13 protein-coding genes and 1 pseudogene are annotated in these 19,118 nt (G+C 46.3%); 2 read left to right on the top strand and 12 right to left on the bottom strand.

Annotated elements, in window-relative coordinates; all coding sequences use genetic code 11:
• Position 1: 1 nt before the first annotated feature.
• The 10 genes from B5D40_RS04710 to B5D40_RS04665 form a co-directional block, all read right to left on the bottom strand.
• The gene (locus B5D40_RS04710) at positions 2–961 is read right to left on the bottom strand and encodes a 1-phosphofructokinase family hexose kinase (RefSeq protein WP_078775976.1); all 960 of its coding nucleotides are present in this window, start codon (positions 959–961) and stop codon (positions 2–4) included.
• Positions 961–2,178 carry a tyrosine--tRNA ligase gene (tyrS, locus tag B5D40_RS04705; protein WP_078775975.1) on the bottom strand — a complete coding sequence of 406 codons (1,218 nt, stop codon included), beginning with the start codon at positions 2,176–2,178 and terminating at the stop codon, positions 961–963. Before tyrS ends, B5D40_RS04710 begins: the two co-directional genes overlap by 1 nt.
• 165 nt (positions 2,179–2,343) lie before the next feature.
• Positions 2,344–3,027, bottom strand: coding sequence for a methyltransferase domain-containing protein (locus B5D40_RS04700; protein ID WP_158222138.1), 684 nt, complete (start codon positions 3,025–3,027; stop codon positions 2,344–2,346).
• Entirely contained in the window at positions 3,017–3,649 is a 633-nt protein-coding gene (locus B5D40_RS04695) for a pimeloyl-ACP methyl esterase BioG family protein (RefSeq protein WP_078775973.1), read from the bottom strand. The genes B5D40_RS04700 and B5D40_RS04695 overlap by 11 nt, the downstream gene beginning before the upstream one ends.
• Positions 3,621–4,733 (bottom strand): 8-amino-7-oxononanoate synthase, encoded by a 1,113-nt coding sequence (locus B5D40_RS04690; protein WP_078775972.1) that lies wholly within the window; start codon positions 4,731–4,733, stop codon positions 3,621–3,623. Before B5D40_RS04690 ends, B5D40_RS04695 begins: the two co-directional genes overlap by 29 nt.
• Positions 4,734–4,848: 115 nt before the next feature.
• On the bottom strand, positions 4,849–6,378 hold the full coding sequence (gene nifA / locus B5D40_RS04685) for a nif-specific transcriptional activator NifA (protein WP_078775971.1): 1,530 nt from the start codon (positions 6,376–6,378) through the stop codon (positions 4,849–4,851).
• 15 nt (positions 6,379–6,393) lie between these two features.
• Positions 6,394–7,815 carry a glutamate synthase subunit beta gene (locus B5D40_RS04680; protein WP_078775970.1) on the bottom strand — a complete coding sequence of 474 codons (1,422 nt, stop codon included), beginning with the start codon at positions 7,813–7,815 and terminating at the stop codon, positions 6,394–6,396.
• A gap of 13 nt (positions 7,816–7,828) precedes the next feature.
• Entirely contained in the window at positions 7,829–12,313 is a 4,485-nt protein-coding gene (gltB, locus tag B5D40_RS04675) for a glutamate synthase large subunit (RefSeq protein WP_078775969.1), read from the bottom strand.
• Between the two features lie 391 nt (positions 12,314–12,704).
• Entirely contained in the window at positions 12,705–13,274 is a 570-nt protein-coding gene (gene folE / locus B5D40_RS04670) for a GTP cyclohydrolase I FolE (RefSeq protein WP_073305020.1), read from the bottom strand.
• 10 nt (positions 13,275–13,284) lie between these two features.
• A complete protein-coding gene (locus B5D40_RS04665; RefSeq protein WP_078775968.1) occupies positions 13,285–13,560 on the bottom strand; it encodes a hypothetical protein in 276 nt (91 codons plus the stop codon).
• A gap of 194 nt (positions 13,561–13,754) precedes the next feature.
• Between B5D40_RS04665 and B5D40_RS04660 the strand changes: the two genes are divergently transcribed.
• Entirely contained in the window at positions 13,755–14,876 is a 1,122-nt protein-coding gene (locus tag B5D40_RS04660) for a DNA methyltransferase family protein (RefSeq protein WP_078775967.1), read from the top strand.
• A 286-nt stretch (positions 14,877–15,162) separates the two neighbouring features.
• Here the strand turns inward: B5D40_RS04660 and argA are convergent, their stop codons facing one another.
• The gene (gene argA, locus B5D40_RS04655) at positions 15,163–16,545 is read right to left on the bottom strand and encodes an amino-acid N-acetyltransferase (protein ID WP_233134284.1); all 1,383 of its coding nucleotides are present in this window, start codon (positions 16,543–16,545) and stop codon (positions 15,163–15,165) included.
• Positions 16,546–16,682: 137 nt separating this feature from the next.
• Here argA and B5D40_RS04650 point away from each other — a divergent pair, with 137 nt between their 5' ends.
• The gene (locus B5D40_RS04650; RefSeq protein WP_078775966.1) at positions 16,683–18,635 is read left to right on the top strand and encodes an LTA synthase family protein; all 1,953 of its coding nucleotides are present in this window, start codon (positions 16,683–16,685) and stop codon (positions 18,633–18,635) included.
• Between the two features lie 138 nt (positions 18,636–18,773).
• On the opposite strand, the pseudogene B5D40_RS04645 reads toward B5D40_RS04650, so the two are convergent.
• A pseudogene (locus B5D40_RS04645) lies at positions 18,774–19,118 on the bottom strand (hypothetical protein); the annotation flags it as partial.

Genomic DNA, 19,118 nt, shown 5'->3' with positions numbered 1-19,118 from the left:
ATCAATCCGTCATTTTAACAATCCGAGAAAGCAATTCCGTTTCCAAAGCGGACACCCGAGAAATATCCAGATTCCATGGGCGATCGACTTCACAGCGAGCCACCGAAACCGCCGTGGCCTTGGCGAGGCAATGGTTGATCGGCAGATTTAAAAAATCAGCGGAAAGCCAACCGGCAAGAAAAGCATCACCGGCACCAATGTCATTAACCACTTTAATTTGCGGAGGCTGGAGTTCAAGCCCCATGAACTTGCCTTCTAAACGGTAAAAAGCATGAACCAGAGCATCCTCGTCCGTAACGACCAAATGACGAATCGGTAAACGATCGAGAAGCGTAGAAGCGGTCATTTTCCAAAACTGCGGACTCGAAGTAATTTGCGGAATTCCATAACGCTGCAAGAGTTTGCAGTATTCGTCCAAGTTGATTTTCAGAAGTTCCACCCCCTGCTCCAGCCACGTATCAATGCCATCCACAGCATCGATAAACAGGCGTTTACCCGTCAAATTCTGTTGGCTCAAAATTTCCTTTTGAAATCCCGAAGGGAAAGAACCACACAGCACGATATTTAAGACATCATTCCAGACTTCGCCAATGGTTTGCGAAAAATCCTTATTTTCAGCTTCTGTAATTTGAGGGGACGGCTCAATCAATTCCGTCGTATCACCTTTGGAAATAATCGTCGTGCAAAGCCGAGTGGAATCGCCTATCCAAATCGGAACTTGACGAATTCCCGCTGCGGCGATTTCATCACAAATCGAAACGCTGCGCTCGCCGCCCAGAAAATGGGCAAGCATAAAATCACCGCCCAGTTTGCGCAAAATCCGTGCACAGTTGATCCCTTTGCCCGAAGCAAATTCCTCTACCTTGGACAAACGATTGACTTCGCCCGGTCGAAACTCGTCCACAAGAAACAGACGCTGCCAGGTCGGATTCAATCCCAAGATCAAAGTGTCGCCGTTCATTAGAAATTGACCTTGAAAAAGTTGCGTTTGCCGATTTGAATCAGAAGTTGGTCGGAACCGGAAACTTTCACTTCCATCATCGGATCGGAAACTTTTTCTCCAGCCAACTTGACGCCGCCGTTCTGCACCATGCGGCGCGCTTCGCCTTTAGACGAAAACGCTTTCACTTGCACAAGAAGATCCAAAATTTTATACTCGCCCGCATCCAACCGGCATTCCTTTGCATCGGACGGAATGGCGTTACCGCTGTGAATTTCTTTTTCTTTGACGGCTGCGGCTTCAGCGGCTTCAGCCCCGTAATATTGGGCTACGATATTCTTGGCCAGGCGATCTTTCGCCACATTCGGATTCAGCTTTCCAGAAGCCACGTCCGTCATCATCTGTTTGATTTCCGCCAGAGGAACATCGGTCAAAAGCTCGAACCAATTTTCGACAATGGAGTCCGCCAAATTGTATATCTTGTGATACATCACGTCGGCTGGTTCGTTCACGCCCACATAATTGCCAAGGCTCTTGCTCATCTTGGCTTTTCCATCCGTTCCCAAAAGAATGGGCATGAACATACCGATTTGAAGAGGCATTTTCTCGAACATTTGCAAATCGCGGCCGCGGCAAACGTTGAACTTCTGGTCCGTTCCTCCAAGTTCAATGTCACTTTGGATGGCGACGGAATCATAGCCCTGCATCATCGGATACATAAACTCGTGCAAACTGATCGGACTGTTGGAGACATAGCGATTGTGAAAGTCTTCCCGTTCTAGCATTTGAGCAACAGTAAACTGCCCCATCAATTCCGTCACTTTAGAGAACGGCAACTTGCTAAACCATTCACCATTATAACGAATTTCCACCCGATCTTCCCGCACAACGCGGAAAAACTGTTGCTGATATTCTTTGGCATTTTCTAAAACCTGCTCGTGAGAAAGGCGCGGACGTGCTTTATTGCGACCGGACGGATCTCCGATTTGCGCCGTATAATCGCCGACAATCAAAACAACCGTATGTCCTAAATCTTGAAATTGACGCAATTTGCGCATCACAACCGTATGCCCTAAATGCACATCGGGAGCCGTTGGATCCACGCCGAGTTTTACACGCAGAGGAATTCCCGTGTCATAAGATTTTTGAAGTTTCTGTTCCAGTTCATCTGCCGGAATGATCTCGGCTACACCGCGAAGTAGAATGTCCAATTGTTCTTTGACAGGCCGGAATTGCATAAAAAAATCCTTTTATAAAATGGTTCTCTACAATATACAAAATCTGAGTAAAAGGCAGAAGTGGGTGAAATAGACAATCCAAAAAGAAACGTTCTTTTGAAGTAAAATCCTTAAATTTCTCGTGCAGACATTTTGAACGATTGCCAAAGTCTATTTTGCAAATCCTTACTTTTTCCGAACAACAAATACCCCATAGCGATATGTCAGTTCATATTTGCCATCAAACGATTCATCCAATTTTCGATAAGAAGTTTTTGTCAGCCGAAAATCTCCTTGCAAATTATTCACTCCGGTTTGCTTCAAGCTATGGAGAAGAGCGAAACAATCCGGAAAAGAGAGCATACAAAAATTTTCTTTCCCTTCAACAATATCGAAATGGCGGGCCAAAATTTCTTTTATTTGCTGTGGCGTTTTATACGGCAAACCCTGATGCGTAAACGATTCCAATTCCCAAAGCGTCCCGGCGACAAACATTGAAAAAGCAAAAAATCCATTCGGTTTCAAAGCAGCAGCGATTTTTTTGAAAAGTTCTTCCAAAGGGATAATCCACTGGAAAACAGAACTGGAAACGACCAAATCCAAATTTGAGGGAATTTCCTGTTCACAAACATCTCCGATTTGCGAGGGATAACGCTCCATCAAAGGGCAGCGGTAGAGGTCGTTCAGGAACAATTGACGAAAAGCGAAATGGCGAAGAAGGTAATGAGTAAAAATTCCCGAGCCACAGCCAATTTCGTAAATGCGGTCAGCTCGTTTTACATATTGAAAAAGCGCATGATACAAATCCCGAGCAGCTTGTTTTTGCGCTACCGCAAACTCGTCATAATTTTTTGCGGATTCAAATCGCAAAAATGTCCTCCAGCGAATTCATTTTAAAAAATGGGAAATGCGGTGCAAGAATGGTCTGCATAGGACATTCAAAACAGGAACTTGCCTTGGGAGGAAAAACGACATCCTTTTTGGAAACAATCGCTTTTGTCCAGCGAATTCGATTTTGCGCCACATTTTTGGAGGCTTTGAATAAAGTTTGCAATTCGATTTTCGGATGATCAGAAAACGCAAAATGGGCCTGCGCCCTATCATTCAAAAAACACCACTTTTTAAACAATTCAAAATCAAAATGTTCGATGGAATTTTGAAATGTCTCCGGCGGAATCCCAAAATTTTCATGAATGCCAAAAGGCGTTCCGTTGATCGCAACCGCTTTTTGAAATTCCAAGCCAGAAGCAAAACGATTTGCCGCCCAAACACCCATAGACCAAGCGATCAAAAAAATTTCTCTTTTTGAATTCTGAATTTTTTCCCACGCCATCAGATCTTCAAATTCTAAAGTTTGATAATCATAAACGACAGAGACATCATAATTTCCAAAATCCACAGAGGAAAGACATTCCGGAGTAAAAGCGTAGCCTAAAAAAATCAAGGCGAGTGGACGATTTTCTCTATCCGGCGTGAGCTGCTTTATACGCATCGAGAATTTCCTTTAAATAAGCCAGCTCCTCTGGCGTGATATCGCCACGCAAACTGATTCGTAAACGCGCAGTGTGCAAGGGAACCGTAGGAGGACGAATCGCGGGAACAAAAAAGCCTTGTTGCAGCAACTTTCGAGAAAGCAAGAGCGCATCTTCATTTTCGCCCACAATGAAAGGACAGATTTGCGAATCGCTCAATTCCAAAAAACGAATCGAATCGTGTAAAATTTGCCGACGTGCAGAAAAATCTTTGGAAAGGACAAAATGCGTCCAAGCGACATCAATGCTGGGAATCGCCGTCGAAAAGATGAGGCTTCGCGCCGAATTGATAAGAATCTGCCGAATTTCATCGTTGCAAAGAAATACCGCTCCAGAACCGCCAAGTGCCTTGGAAAGCGTAACAAGAATAAAATCCACATCTGCATCGAGATTTAATGCGCGAGAAAGTCCCAACTCATGCAAAGCGAAAAACGAATGCGCTTCATCTACATACAATTTAACATTCGGATATTTCTTTTTCAAAGCAATCATCGCGGGCAAATCCGCAAAATCGCCATCCATGCTAAAAACCGCTTCGGTCAGCACGATAATCGTTTCGTATTCCGAATGGTGCAATTCCAACAATCGGGAAAGAGCTTCTATATTATTGTGCGCAAACCGTTTAAAATTGGCCCGCGACAGCTGAAGCGCATCTATCATGCTGGCATGAATGAGTTTGTCGGCAATAAAAAGCGTTTTAGGGTCGGCCAATGCCGAAATGATTCCCAAATTTGCCGAATAACCCGAATTAAAAATCAGAGCTTTTTTCTGGAAACGAGATTCAAACCAGTTTTCAAGATTATAAAAGGCCTCGCTGGAATTGTAAACCAAACGACTTGCGCCCGAACCAAAAAAAACATCCATCGCTTTGACCGTATCCAAAAATTCATCGCGTAAATTTCGACTTGTCGCAATTCCCAAATAATCATTACTCGCAAGATTCAAAAGCGTTTGCGATTCAAATCGAATATATTTTTCAAATGAAGCGGTCTGTTTGAACTCGCGATAAGAGCCTGCCGACTTCGCCTTTTTCAAATCCAGCATACAATTCCTATTTGCGCTAAACCAGAGCAAATATACAAATTATCGGCGTATATGAATTGTACCGCTTTGCCCAGATTTTCACAAAGCAAGTTTCACAAAAACCGCTGAGCAAAAATCAGGCAAATCTTTTCGGGTTGATGCCCAACATTTTGATTTTATAACCCAAAATACGCTGCGTCGTCGCCAGAGCTCTTGCCGCCGGTGCGACCTTGCCTTTGGCACTTTTGAGAGCGTCGCAAATGATATCGCGTTCATACGTCTCGACCATGCTTTTCAAGTCGCCACGAATCGGAGCACCCGTGGATTCCGCTGTCTGCAATGTCGAAGGCAAATGATGCGGATATATCACATTCCCTTCGGCAACAAGAACGGCTCGCTCAATGCAATTTTCCAATTCACGAACATTTCCCGCCCAGTGGTAGCTCATCAGCATATCAATCGTTCCCGTCGAAAGGCGACGGATTTCCTTGCCCAGAATCTTATTATAACGATCCAAGAAATGATCCGCTAGAAGAACGATGTCGCTTTTCCGTTTGCGCAGAGGCGGGACGTAAATCGGGAAAATGTGCAGACGATAATACAGGTCTTCCCGGAATTTTCCATCGCGAACCATTTGCAGCAAATCCTTGTTGGTCGCCGCAATCACGCGGATATTCACATGAATCGTTTTATTTCCGCCGACGCGTTCAAATTCATGTTCCTGCAAGACACGGAGAAGTTTCACCTGAAGCGTTGGCGAAATTTCCCCAATTTCATCGAGAAAAATCGTTCCGCCATCCGCCATTTCAAAACGGCCTTTATGCTCGGAAATCGCTCCGGTAAAAGCCCCTTTTTCATGTCCGAACAATTCGCTTTCAATGATATTTTCTGGAAGTGCTGCGCAATGAACGCGGACAAAAGGACGGTTGGCTCGATCGGAGTTGTAGTGAATCGCCTGGGCGACCAACTCTTTACCCGTCCCTGTTTCACCGAGAATCAATACCGTCGAAGGGCTTTTGGCAACTCGAGCGATCTGGTCATAGACAATTTGCATTTCCCGAGAATTGCCCACAATGTTCGACGGACGAAAACGATCTTTCAATTCCGAACGAAGCCGCTCATTTTCCGCCTGAAGAATTTCCGTTTCTTCTTCTGCTTGACGACGCAACTTGACAGCAGAAGCAATCATCATCGCAATGATTTCCAACAGACGCAGATCATCATCTAGCTGGTCTGCGGAAGAATTAAATTCATCGACACTCAAAGCGCCGACAACTTCCTTTTCAATGGCGATTGGCACGCAGATGAAGGCCTTTCCCGAGACTTTTCCGCGACCCGTGCGATCCAAAAAATTCGGATCCTTCGTCACATCCGGCACAACAATAGGCTTGCCGGTTTCTACGACTTTTCCTGTAATTCCTTCACCAACCTTGTAACGTCCTTTTTTCGTTTGCAGCGGAGAAAGCCCAGTCGCAAGCTCAATGGAGATTTCACCCGTCTGTCGATTGTAAAGAGTTACCGTAGCATGTTTAAAACCCATGTGTTCGCCGAGAGTGTTCATCACCGGTCGCAAGACATTTCGCATATCCATGCTTTCATCAAGGATCTGGCCCACCCGATAAAGCAGTTCCAGTTCCTTTATCTTTTGATCGTCTTTTATCGCCATATATCCATTCCGTTTTTATAGAAGCGCTTGAACAATGCCTTTTGCCACGCGTTTTCCATCTGCAATCGCCCGCACAACCAAAGATTGCCCAGTAGCGCAATCTCCAGCGATGTAAACACCTTTTACCGATGTCATTCCCGATTCGTCTCGAAAAATGCGTCCGCGTTCATCCGCTCTTAATTTAAATGCATTTACAATATCTGGAATATCGTGACCGACGAATCCCATGGCAAGCAGAACCAAATCGGCGGGAAGAGTAAAGTTTCCATTCGGCTTTGGCACATTGAACATTCGACCATCTTCGCCGCGTTTCCATTCGATTTCCGTGCAACGCAAAGCCTTGACCTTTCCATTTTCGCCGATGGCTTCTAACGTATTGACATTCCACTGCCGTTTGCAGCCTTCTTGATGAGCGGGAGTTTCTTTGAATATGCGAGGCCATTCAGGCCAAGGATTGTTCGAAGCACGCGTATCTGGTGCTTTCGGCATAATTTCAATCTGAGTTACGTCCAAAGCTCCTTGCCGAATAGCGGTTCCAATGCAGTTTGCGCCCGTATCCCCGCCACCTACAACAACAACATGCTTGCCTTTTGCATTTTTTGTTTCGTCGTATTCGAACATTTCTCCACCGTTAATACGGTTCTGCTGAGTAAGATAGTCCACGGCAAAATGGATGCCGGACAAGTCCCGCCCCGGAACTTTCAAATCCCGAGGCTTGCGCGAACCGCAGCAAAGCACAATCGCGTTATGATGGCGAAGGAGATATTCCGGAGACACGTCCTTGCCAACGCACACGTTCATTTCAAAGCGGATTCCTTCTTGGCGCATCAACGCAATGCGGCGTTCTATCACCGATTTAGGCAAGCGAAAATCCGGAATGCCGTAACGCATAAAACCGCCAGCGTGTTCTGCACTTTCGTAAACCGTCACTTGAATGCCGGCGCGATTCAAAAATTCCGCGCAGGAAAGTCCCGAAGGTCCAGAACCAATAACGGCAACCCTTTTATCACTTCGGATTTGCGGAATATTCGCTTGAACCCAGCCATTTTCATAAGCGGTTTCAATCACCCGATGCTCAATTTCCCGATTCGTCACCGCATCTCCATCCTGACCATTGACGCAAGAACCTTCACAAAGAGCCGGGCAGACTATTCCGGTAAATTCAGGAAAAGGACTTGTATCCAACAATAAATCCAGAGCCTTGCGCCATTCGCCACGACTAACGGAACGGTTGATTTCCGGAATGGCATTCAGCAAAGGACAACCATAAGAATGACAGAACGGAACTCCGCAATTCATACAGCGCAGAGCTTGCTCCATTATCTGTTCCTGAGTCATCTCTTTTGCGGTTTTCTTGTAATCGCGGACTCTCTCCTGTACGGGACGTTCTTCTGCTTCCCGGCGAGGAATCGTCATAAATGGTTTATTCGCATTCATGTCCAACCTCCTTTTAGCCGTGTTCTCGCTGGTTCATCATTTCCAAAGCCCGCCGATATTCCATCGGGAAAACCTTGACAAAAAATTCGCATTCCCTGTCCCAGTTTTCCAAAATTCTCTTGGCCTTTGGGCTTCCCGTGTACTTCACATGATTTTCAATCAGTGTTTTGAGTTCCTTTTCGTCGGCTGCATTCAACGGATCCAAATCAATCATATCGGTATTGCAAAGACTGTCAAATTGACCGCCTTCATCATAGACGTAAGCGATGCCTCCGCTCATTCCCGCACCAAAATTGATTCCCGTCGGACCCAGAACAACGATGCGTCCTCCAGTCATGTATTCGCAAGCATGATCGCCCACACCTTCCACAACGGCAAGCGCTCCACTATTGCGAATGCCAAAGCGTTCTCCTGCGCAACCATTCAAATAGACTTCGCCCGATGTGGCCCCGTAAAGAATCACATTGCCCGCAATGACGTTATTTTCTGGAGCAAAAGAGCTTCTCTTTGGCGGACGCACAATAATCTTTGCGCCCGAAAGACCTTTGCCTACATAATCATTGGCTTCGCCTTCTAATTCCAAAGTCAGACCATGCGCTCCAAACGCACCAAAACTCTGACCGGCAGAACCCTGCAAATGAATGGAAACCGTATCATCAGGAAGTCCCGCGTAACCATACTTTTGCGCAATGCGACTGGAAACAATGGTTCCAAACGTGCGATTGGTATTGCGAATGGAGAACGACAACGAAACCGATTTCTTTGTTTCAATGGCGGCTTCCGCTTTCTTCAAAATTTCGTAGTCCGCGGCACCGTCCAGTCCCGTCTCTTGCGAGTGCGTGCAGCGAATTTCTTCTGGCTTGGTCGATGCCTGATAAAGAATGCCGGAATAGTCCAAACCTTTGGCCTTCCAAAAATCGATAGCCCGGTTCATTTCCAGCAAGTCGCTGCGTCCAACCATTTCGTCAAATGTGCGGAAACCGAGTTGAGCCATATAATGACGAACTTCTTCGGCGACAAAATGCAAATACTGAATAATGTGTTCGGGCTTTCCCTTGAACCGTTTGCGAAGTTCCGGGTCCTGCGTAGCAACGCCGACCGGACAAGTATTCGAATGGCAATGCCGCATCATCACACAGCCCAGCACCACCAGAATCGTAGTTGCAAAGCCAAATTCTTCTGCACCGAGAAGAGCTCCTATAACCACATCCCGACCCGTTTTCATCTGACCGTCCACCTGAAGGCGAACACGGTTGCGTAATTTATTCAGCACAAGCGTCGTCTGGGCTTCAGAAAGTCCTAATTCCCAAGGCGCACCGACGTGCTTTACGGACGACAACGGAGAAGCTCCAGTACCTCCATCATAACCAGAAATCAGAATCACATCCGCTCTGGCTTTGGCAACTCCTGCCGCGACCGTTCCGACCCCAACTTCCGAAACGAGCTTTACCGAAATACGAGCCTTGTCGTTGGCATTTCTCAAATCGAAAATCAATTGCGCGATATCTTCAATCGAATAAATATCGTGATGCGGCGGCGGACTGATTAAGGTAACACCCGGAGTCGAATGGCGCACTTTCGCAATCTGCTCGCTGACCTTATGTCCGGGCAACTGACCACCTTCTCCCGGTTTTGCGCCCTGTGCAATTTTAATCTGCAATTCCTTGGCGTTCACCAGATATTCGTCCGTTACGCCAAAACGCCCGCTCGCCACTTGCTTGATGGCACTCGAAAGCGAATCCCCGTTAGAAAGAGGGATATAGCGTTCCGGGTCTTCGCCGCCTTCGCCACAGTTGCTCTTGACGCCAATCCGGTTCATCGCAATAGCGATCGCCTCGTGCGCTTCGTTAGAAATCGCCCCATAACTCATCGCGCCCGTGACAAAACGCTTCATGATTTCCGAAGCGGGTTCCACCTCGTCCAAAGGAATCGCTTCCGTCTTTTTGAACGTGAACAATCCGCGAAGAGTACTCTGGTGCACGGTCTGGTCGTTGATGAGTTCCGCATAAGTATCATACCGTTTCTGGTCTCCCGTGCGAACGGCGCGTTGTAAATTCGAAATCGCTTCGGGAGTCCACAAATGTCGTTCCCCGTCTTTACGATAACGATATTCCCCACCGGACGGAAGCAGCGGACTTTTGCTTTCTATCGCCGAGCGCCAGCGCATCAATGCTTCCTTGGCAATTTCTTCCAGACCGATTCCTCCCACGCGGCTTGCCGTTCCCGTAAAGAATTTATCGACGACTTCGCGGGAAAGGCCTACAATTTCAAAGACCTGCGCATTGCGGTAACTCCGGAGAGTCGAAATTCCCATGCGACTCATCACTTTTTTCAATCCCTTGTTCATCGCATCAATGTAATGCTCGATAGCCTCAGTAACACCGACCTGCTTGTTCAACTGGTGCGTGCGACTAAGATCCGCAATCGTTTCAAAGGCGAGATAAGGGTTGATCGCCGTCGCGCCAAATCCCAAAAGGCTTGCCACGTGCATGACTTCCCGAGCTTCACCCGTTTCCAAAATCAAGCCACAACTCGTGCGAATCCCAATTCGAGACAGATGCTGGTTTACTGCGGACACAGCAAGAATCGCCGGAATCGGAGACAGTTCATCGGGGAGATCCTTATCGCTCAAGATGATGATCTTATGGCCACTGCGAACAAACGCTTCCACTTTTTTGCAAAGTTCGTTCAGGGCCATTTCCAAAAGCTTTCCGGCAGAAAGGGTATCGGAAAGAACCGGAAATCCCATCTGCACCGTCACGCATTTGAAATCATCTTGATTCAACGTGCGCAAACGACCCAAATCTTCATTAGAAAGCACCGGATAGCGGAATTTTACCAGACGTGCCTGAGATGGTTCTTCAGCAAGTACGTTGTCGTGAATGCCCAGATAAGTCATCAAGCTCATCACCAATTCTTCGCGAATCGGATCAATCGGCGGATTTGTCACCTGCGCAAAAAGCTGTTTGAAATACCAGTAAAGAAGTTTTGGTTTTTCGGAAAGCACAGCAAGCGGCTGATCTGAACCCATCGAACCAATCGGTTCCACACCGGTAGAGGCCATCGCATTCAAAATAATGTCCAAATCTTCTCGCGTGTAGCCGAAAAGCATTTGGCGTTTTAAAAGAGAACTTTCATCTACAGCGACTTCGCCAACCGCATTAAAAAAGCCGTGAATATCAATGTGATTTTCCTTGACCCAGCGGCGATACGGTTCCTTGCGGGCAAAGCGAGTCTTCACTTCGCGATCTTTATAAAAACGTCCCGTTTCCAAATTCACCAGAAGCATTTGTCCCGGACGGAGCGAACCCTTTTCGGCAACGTCTTCCGCCGGAATATCGAGAACGCCCGCTTCCGAAGCAAAAACCATAAACCCGTTTTTTGTAATCGTATAGCGCGCCGGACGAAGACCGTTTCTGTCCAAAGTTGCGCCAACCCATTCGCCATCGGTAAACGCCACAGCGGCAGGGCCATCCCACGGTTCCATAATCCCTGCATGAAATTCAAAAAATCCGCGAAGATCCGGACCCATCGCATGCTTTTTTCCCCAGGCCTGCGGCATGAGCATCATCATGGAATGCCCGACTTCCCGACCGCCAAGAGTCAAAAGTTCCAACACATTGTCCAAGTTTCCTGAATCGCTCGAACCCGTTTCCAAAATAGGAGTCAACTTCTGGATATTTTCACCAAAAAGCGGCGACGCCAAATTCTTTTCCCGTGCGGCCATCCAATTACGGTTTCCGCGAATCGTATTGATTTCTCCATTGTGCGCCATAAAGCGAAAAGGCTGAGCCAAAGGCCAACTGGGAAACGTATTTGTGGAATAACGCTGATGCACTACCGCTACAGCACTTTCAAAATTCGAGTCATTCAAATCCGGATAGAATACGGGAACTTGTGGAGCCGTCATCATACCTTTGTAAACAATCGTCCGAGCCGACAAACTGGCAATGTAAAATCCGTCGGCCCCTTCGGCAGAAAGACCCGATTCGTGTTCGGCACGTTTCCGCAAAACAAGCAAGGCTCGTTCCAAATCTTCGCCGGTTAAATTTTGATTCGGCTGCAAAAATACTTGCGCAATAAAAGGCATTTCCGCACGAGCGGAATCCCCTACCGCCGAAGCGACAACAGGAACATCCCGACAAGCCAAGACCTTAAAATTTTCCTCGACGGCAATTTTTTCCAGCAAATCCAGCACGGATTCGCGTTTCTCTTGATTCTGCGGCAAAAAAAGCATCCCGACCGCATAATGCCCCAAAGCGGGCAATTTCATTTTCAGCGTTTTCTTGAAAAAATTATCCGGAATCTGGACAAGCAAACCAGCGCCGTCGCCCGTATTGACATCCGCGCCCGTCGCCCCCCGGTGAAGAAGATTGCAGAGAACCTTTACGCCTTTTTCAACAATAGTGTGTTCCCGATTGCCATTCATGTTGAGAACGAAGCCGACACCGCAAGCATCGTGTTCGTTCTGCGGATTGTACAAGCCTTGAGCCTTCATATATCTCCTATCGTCATCGCAAAGAATCCATCTTCTTTGCCGTTTTCGGTATGAAAAATTACTAGAGCTCGCCAGCGAAGTAAAGGGGTTTTGAAATTTTCAGCCTACAAAAATGTAACACGCTTTGCTGAATTTTACATTTTTGTTGTTCAAAATCTTGCCGTTTTTGTCGTTTTCTCAATAGATCACTTCTAAAAAAATGGCCTCGGTAATGCTTCGACATGCTCAGCAACCGTGCTCCGACTAGTTCGACAAGCGGTTACCGAGCTTGCCGAAGTGCACTAACCATGGTTCGACAAGTTCACCAACCCATACGAAAGTCATGGCGAGGAGTGAGGGCAAAAATCTTTCTTAAAATTCTGCTCTTTGCCCGATTCCAGCAAATTCAATTTCAGCAACCTTCCCGGTGGATATAAGTCATAAATTCAGCACGGGTCTTTTCATCGGTTTTAAAACGCCCCAAAAGCTGCGTCGTTACCATGGTTGCCCCAGGTTTTTTGACTCCCCGCATTGTCATACACATGTGGCTCGCTTCCAATAAGACGGCAACGCCTCTGGGATTCAGCTCCTTCTGAATCAGTTCCGCAATCTGGCGGGTCATGCGTTCCTGGATTTGCGGCATGCGGGCAAAATACTCGACCACGCGAGGAATTTTTGACAGTCCCACCACGCAATCTCCAGGAATATAGGCGACAAAAGCGCGACCTGTAAACGGCAAAAAATGATGTTCGCACATACTGGCAAACTCGATATTGGGGACCACAATCATTTCATCATATTTTTCATGAAAGCGGGTTTTCAAAATTTCAGACGGATTGCTTTCACTCCGCAGACTGGTCATGAGTTCCGCATACATTTTCGCCACGCGTTTCGGCGTGTCGAGCAGGCCTTCGCGACTTGGATCTTCGCCCATTCCTTCAAGAATCATGCGAAATCCGTTTTCCATTTTATTCAAATCCATGCCGGTAAATTTAGCATTTTCCAAAATAAACGTATCTCGTTTCTCGGCCTTTTGTTCTTGAAAGCACAAGACCCAAAGACATTTGAAAAGCAAAATCCTCCGCAGAGGCGAAGGATTTCTTGTGTTTCTGTTTTCTGTTGTATTGTTTTTTATTGTCGATGATTCTCGTTCGAAGCGTCGCTCCATTTTGAGATTCCCGAATGCGCAGATTGCGGAGGACTTCGGGTTCTTTGCTTAGAGCTGTCGAATGTTTCAATCGAGTCTCTTGATTTTTCTTGCGAGCCATTTTCCTCTCCCTTGTTTGTGCAAGCCCACCAAATATAGAACAGAACACCGAAAAGAGCAAGGAAGAGAGAGTCGCATTAAAATGAAATTCCCGATAGGATAATTGCTATAAAGCTCCGTATCGCTCTTTTGAAATTCGGAATTCAAACTTCAAAATTTAGAAACTTTATTATTTTTCTTTTGGAGACATTCAAAATGGATTTACATATCCAATCGCACTTAAACGATAAAGGTCGAGTGAATCTCGGCAGCTTTTACACACCATTTCGGTATGTTCTCTTGATCAAGGATTGGCTGATAAAACACAAAATCGACTCCGGAAATATCGTTTTAGACAGCTCATGTGGCTACGGCGCTTTTTTTGAACTGGAGCAATTCCTGCCCAATAATCAATATATCGGAAATGACGTAGATTCTTTTGCTGTCCGAGAAGTCTCCAAGATTTTTCCATCTGTTCAAACATTCAATGTCAACGCGTTGTCCCATGTCAGCCGAAGCCAATATCATATCGATGAAAAGCAAAGCCTTGTCGTCGTCGGAAATCCGCCCTACAATGACGTGACTTCGCAAATCAACCAGCGTATCAAAAAGAGCGAATTCGAAATCGATTCGGACATCAAAACCCGCGATTTGGGAATTTCCTTTCTGCTTTCCTATAATAAACTTCAAGCGGATTATGTGGCGATTCTGCACCCGCTATCGTATTTGATCAAGCGATCGAATTTTTCGGCGACAAAAAAATTCTTCGGAAATTATCAGCTGCTGGAGCATATCGTTTTCAACAGTCAGGAATTTGCAAATACATCCAAAATGAACGGCTTTCCCGTCCTTGTCGGGCTATACAAGAGAACGCCCGGCGAGGGGCTGCGTTACGACGATGTTTGCGACATGAAATTCCGCACCGTGGAGGGGGACGAATTTTCCCTATCCAGTTGGGATTACGTCTCTGATTTCATCGAGAAGTACCCGCACAAAAAACGCTACGCAAAAGAAATCCTCTTTTATACGCTGCGGGACATCAACGCCTTAAAACGGAGCCGGACTTTCCTTGCAGAGCGATGCGCTAACGCAGTCGATGTCAATCCAGAAAAATTGCCCTATTATTGCTACATCGATTGTTTTAAGCGATTTGCCGATGTCCCCTATTACTTGGGAAATTTCAACATTCCGTTCGATAGCAAAACCTTCCCTTCGATCGCAAACGAGGCCGTCGCCGTTTCCGCGTTTTACCACCCGGAAGCGTTCGGCACAGCCCCGCAAAATACCACCGCAGAAACCCGGATGAAAGAGTATATCCAAAAATTGTTGGAACAGTGAAAAAGACACGAAAGAAGTTCTACTCCATGCACAAATAAAATCGCTTTCCGTGCGTTTGCCTTTAACACAACCTACGGGAAAAATTCGAGCAAAGCAACGGAACTCTTTTTTTTAATCGGCAATTTTTACGCCATCCAACCAACAGGCGAAAGCATTTTTCCCAATGTTCTGTTCACAACGCTGGGAAGCTCATGTCCCATTTTTGAATACTCTGAAATTCGGCGATTTCGTAATCCGTTGCCGGTCGTGCGTATTTCAAAATTTCAGCATGATTTTCCAAAATTACTCATTCTTTGCTAGAAGACGGCTTTTGCAAATCCATTACCAAAATTCGCGAATTTCTTTTGCGATTGTAATGTTCACGTTTAGATTGAGGCAAATCTTCCAGCGCACCGTCCCGGAATCCCAGTTGATAGAACCAGTCGAGCGCTTGCGTTGTAAGCAAGAATGCCATCCGGTAGCCACGCATCCGAGCGGTTGCAATCAAGTGGCGCACAATTGCCGCGCCGACTCCCGACTTGCGATAATTCGCCGCTACCGCAATCGCTGCGATTTCCGCCGTATTATCTTCAAACGCATGAAGTGCTCCGCAACCGTGAATCGCATTGTCTATTGCATAAACGACATAATCCGACAATTTTTCCGAAATGGATTCCTGCGTTCTCGGAATCAAATAGCCTTTCGCAATATAATCCTGCATCATCCGCAAAATATCCGGAATATCGTCCGTTGTTGCCGAACGGATGCACGAATACTGGTTCGCATAAACCATGGTTCCATCGCCGCGGCTGGAAAAGACTTCTTGCAAAACACTGCCCTGCGTTTCACCGCTAATCAAGTGAACGCGTTTCGCTCCCGCTTTGCAAGCACTAATGGCATTTTTTAAATAATCCACTTGTGCAAAATTCAACTTGTCAGGATTTAAATCCAGAATTTCTTGAGCCTGTTCAATGTCCAATGCCGAAATGACTCCGCTATCCGTCACATCCAGATATTTGGTATTCATTCCCGAATTCAATCCTTCTGCCCGGATGCCGTTTTCGCTGCCGATAAAGAACAACTTGCTGACTGTCAAATACTTGCAGAGTTCCATTGCGAGTTCTGTACTGGAAATGTTGTACGCATGGCCGATTTTATTCCATCCGATGGGCGGAATGATCGGAATGTAATCCTCGGAAAGCAGATGTTCCAGAATATTTTTTTCAATCCGTTCAATGCGTCCTGTCCGCATATAATCTATGCCATCGATAATTCCCATGCTACGAGCGGCGACCCAATTCCCCTGCATGCCATGGCAGCCGCCAGCAGTCAAATGACTCATAATGCGTTGAGCAGCACCAAGGGAAGCTTGTTCTATCAGCGGAAGAGCCTCTTCGCTGGTCAGCCGAACACCGCCGTGAAATTCGGAATTGATTTCCCATGCCTTGAGTTGGCGGTCAATACTTTTCCGCGTCCCGGGGACAATTAAAATTTTGACGCCGATTTTATGCAAAAGCGTAATGTCCCGAATTAAAACGGGAAACAGAGGATGCTCCATCAGGCTATCCTCTATTTTCAGCACAAAAAGCTGTCCTTTAAAACGCGTTATATATCCGAAGACTTCACGAATAAATCCCGCGACTTCAATCTTTTGCACATTCAAATGGTCAAAACCGTTATTCATGTCCATAATATAACTTTCGTCCGACAAATTTTTATTCCTAGCATTCAGAAATGCGACAAAGAATGAAATGATTTCCTATTCCGTGAATCCTCTTTCACAGCACCTTTGTTGCATTCAAAGCGCGTCTTTTATATTTTTAGGCAATGAAAAAATTTATTCCCTCTCGATTGATTTTTATCGCTCTCGCTTTTTGGATTGCGCATATTTTTTTGCGAAGCCTTCTCCTATTCCGCAGCAATCCTTACGGATTCGCCTTTGTCAGTAAACCGGACTGGTACATTTTCCACGCTGTTTGTCTGGACTTTTTGTGGATTTTCAATTCCCTTATCGCTTTTAGCCTTTTAACCGCTTTAATTTCTTTCGTCCAACAGAAAATTTCAAAAAAAACTTATCCCATTTACGGCAACATCTCGGCAATTCTCTTTGCCTTATTTCATTCCGTCATCCTGCTGTTCACCCTTCTCGATCATGAAGTTCAACGTTTTTTAGGAAGCCATCTTTCTTTTGGTCTCGTCGATACTTACAAGGACACTTCTTCCATCGTCATGTTCTGGGATTACGTTGCCAACGATTATTCCGTTCCCTTTTTGCAGTTCTTTGTGCTGGCGTTGATTTTACCCGCAACCTATGTATGCTTCCGTCTAATTCAAAAATTTCTCGCGGGAAAATCGTTGAAAATTCCCCTGATAGCGATGGCGATTTTCTACGTCGCTTCTTACCTTTTTGTCTATGTGATTTGGACGGGAAACGCCCGCATGACAAAGCTCCGGCCAGTTGTTTCTCTGGTTTACAATGAACTTTTTGATGCAAAACGAATCGACCGTTTAAGCTCCAACGAACTGGCCATTCTCGGCTCCGCCTACCAAAATTTATGGCAGCAAGTGGAAGGAGATTCGCTGTGGATTTTTCCGCAAAATGAAACAGGAAAAAAATTGCCGCTTTATCGCATTCCAAGCGAAGCACTTACAAGCAACGAAGAGCTACAAGCAAAGCACCATCAAAAACCAAATTTCATTGTATTCTTTTTGGAATCTCACCGCGGCATGAACGTGGGATACCTCAATCCGGGAAAGCCCTCGCCGACCCCATTTCTCGATTCCCTTGCCGCCCATTCCCGCGCCTGGTTTCGGATGCACACAAGCGGTTTACCGACAACGGGAGGAGTTCTCACATCCCATTTGGGACTTCCTCACCATTCCCAACTCGCCGAAGCAACAGACCTTGCCCACGTCAATCTTCCCAGTTTCGCCTCTGTCTTGAGCGATTCCGGTTATGCGACCCATTATTTTTCCGCAGCAGATCCTGCTTGGGACAATCTAGGCGTATGGATGGCAAAATGGTACAATGCGGAACATTATGATCGTTCCCGCGAAGACGATTCCACGTTCTTTGACTACACGGCATCCTTTATTCTCGACAGTCTAGCCCATCGTGAAAAGCCTTTCCTCGCTACAATCATGAGCCGTTCAAATCATTACCCGTTTAATTTTGCAGCGGGAATGTCCGATGCCGATAAACAAAAGCCCTTGACCGAAAGAATTCAAATCACCATGAATTATACAGACAGGCAACTGGCACGCTTCATTCGATCCATACAAAACGAACCTTGGTATAAAAATACATACCTCGTCATTTTGGCCGACCATGGATTTCCCCTTGGAGAGAACGGCGTTTCCACCATGAACGGCAGCGCTTTTTCCAATGCGACATGGATTCCCTTCATCATCCATGGAAATGGCATTGTTCCTGCCCAAGACACGGCCACCGCAGCGCAAATCGATATCGCCCCCACGATTTTGGAACTCGCCGGCATCGCTGTCCCCAACATTTTTATGGGGCACAACTTGTTGCGTGGATATGGCAGCGGGCTTTCCCTCGGAGCTTACTCTAAGGTCGCCGACATCGGATTCAAAGGATACCGTTTGATTGCCCGCTATCCGCTCAATTCGGGCAATGTCGATGGTCTTTTTGCCGAAAGCGACACGCACCAAAAACAAAATCTCGCTTCTCAAAAAACGGAAACCGTCCAAGAACTTGAAGCCATTCTCGACACGCTAATCCGCATTTCAGATTACACGTTAGAAACGGGATTTTAAATTCCAGGAGTCAAAATTCCTTTCATTCATTTTCCCTTGTATCGAAATACATTTTTGAAAATCGGAATTCGCACCAAAAAAACTCTCTCGCTTCATTTCGGCGAAACCATTTTGACTATTTAGTCATCCCTTAAAAAGTCACTTTGCGAACGCAAGATAAGGACGTTCGCATTTTTTGTTCATTCCGTTCCACAGAAGGCAAAAACAGTACAGCCATTCCAACAGAACAAAAAAGCGCCTCATGGCCCTCTTGAAGTTGAACGCCGCTGCTGCAAGCTTTGCGTTGAGCATGTCTCCAAAGATTCCCTTGTAGAAGTTGCGACCCATGCGGTGGTCGCTCTTCAAGTGACCATTGATTGGTTCGATGCCAGCCCTCTTGCAAAAAAGCTTGTGAGCCTTTTTCTTCTGGTAGTAGGTCGCGTTTTTCTTCGGGACGTCCGGTATCACGATCTTTGTCGTTCCGGATTCCTTTTGTCCGCGGTA

This window comes from Fibrobacter intestinalis (assembly GCF_900167415.1).
GTDB classification, from domain to species: Bacteria; Fibrobacterota; Fibrobacteria; order Fibrobacterales; family Fibrobacteraceae; genus Hallerella; species Hallerella intestinalis.
Note: the sequence above shows the minus strand (reverse complement) of the source record. Positions and strands in the feature narration are given on the sequence as shown.

Bases quoted from the DNA above. Each gene is read 5' to 3' on its own strand.
- B5D40_RS04710 (WP_078775976.1), bottom strand. From the start codon at position 961: ATGAACGGCGACACTTTGATCTTGGGATTGAATCCGACCTGGCAGCGT.
- tyrS (WP_078775975.1), bottom strand. From the start codon at position 2,178: ATGCAATTCCGGCCTGTCAAAGAACAATTGGACATTCTACTTCGCGGT.
- B5D40_RS04695 (WP_078775973.1), bottom strand. From the start codon at position 3,649: ATGCGTATAAAGCAGCTCACGCCGGATAGAGAAAATCGTCCACTCGCC.
- B5D40_RS04690 (WP_078775972.1), bottom strand. From the start codon at position 4,733: ATGCTGGATTTGAAAAAGGCGAAGTCGGCAGGCTCTTATCGCGAGTTC.
- nifA (WP_078775971.1), bottom strand. From the start codon at position 6,378: ATGGCGATAAAAGACGATCAAAAGATAAAGGAACTGGAACTGCTTTAT.
- B5D40_RS04680 (WP_078775970.1), bottom strand. From the start codon at position 7,815: ATGAATGCGAATAAACCATTTATGACGATTCCTCGCCGGGAAGCAGAA.
- gltB (WP_078775969.1), bottom strand. From the start codon at position 12,313: ATGAAGGCTCAAGGCTTGTACAATCCGCAGAACGAACACGATGCTTGC.
- folE (WP_073305020.1), bottom strand. From the start codon at position 13,274: ATGGATTTGAATAAAATGGAAAACGGATTTCGCATGATTCTTGAAGGA.
- B5D40_RS04665 (WP_078775968.1), bottom strand. From the start codon at position 13,560: ATGGCTCGCAAGAAAAATCAAGAGACTCGATTGAAACATTCGACAGCT.
- B5D40_RS04660 (WP_078775967.1), top strand. From the start codon at position 13,755: ATGGATTTACATATCCAATCGCACTTAAACGATAAAGGTCGAGTGAAT.
- argA (WP_233134284.1), bottom strand. From the start codon at position 16,545: ATGGACATGAATAACGGTTTTGACCATTTGAATGTGCAAAAGATTGAA.
- B5D40_RS04650 (WP_078775966.1), top strand. From the start codon at position 16,683: ATGAAAAAATTTATTCCCTCTCGATTGATTTTTATCGCTCTCGCTTTT.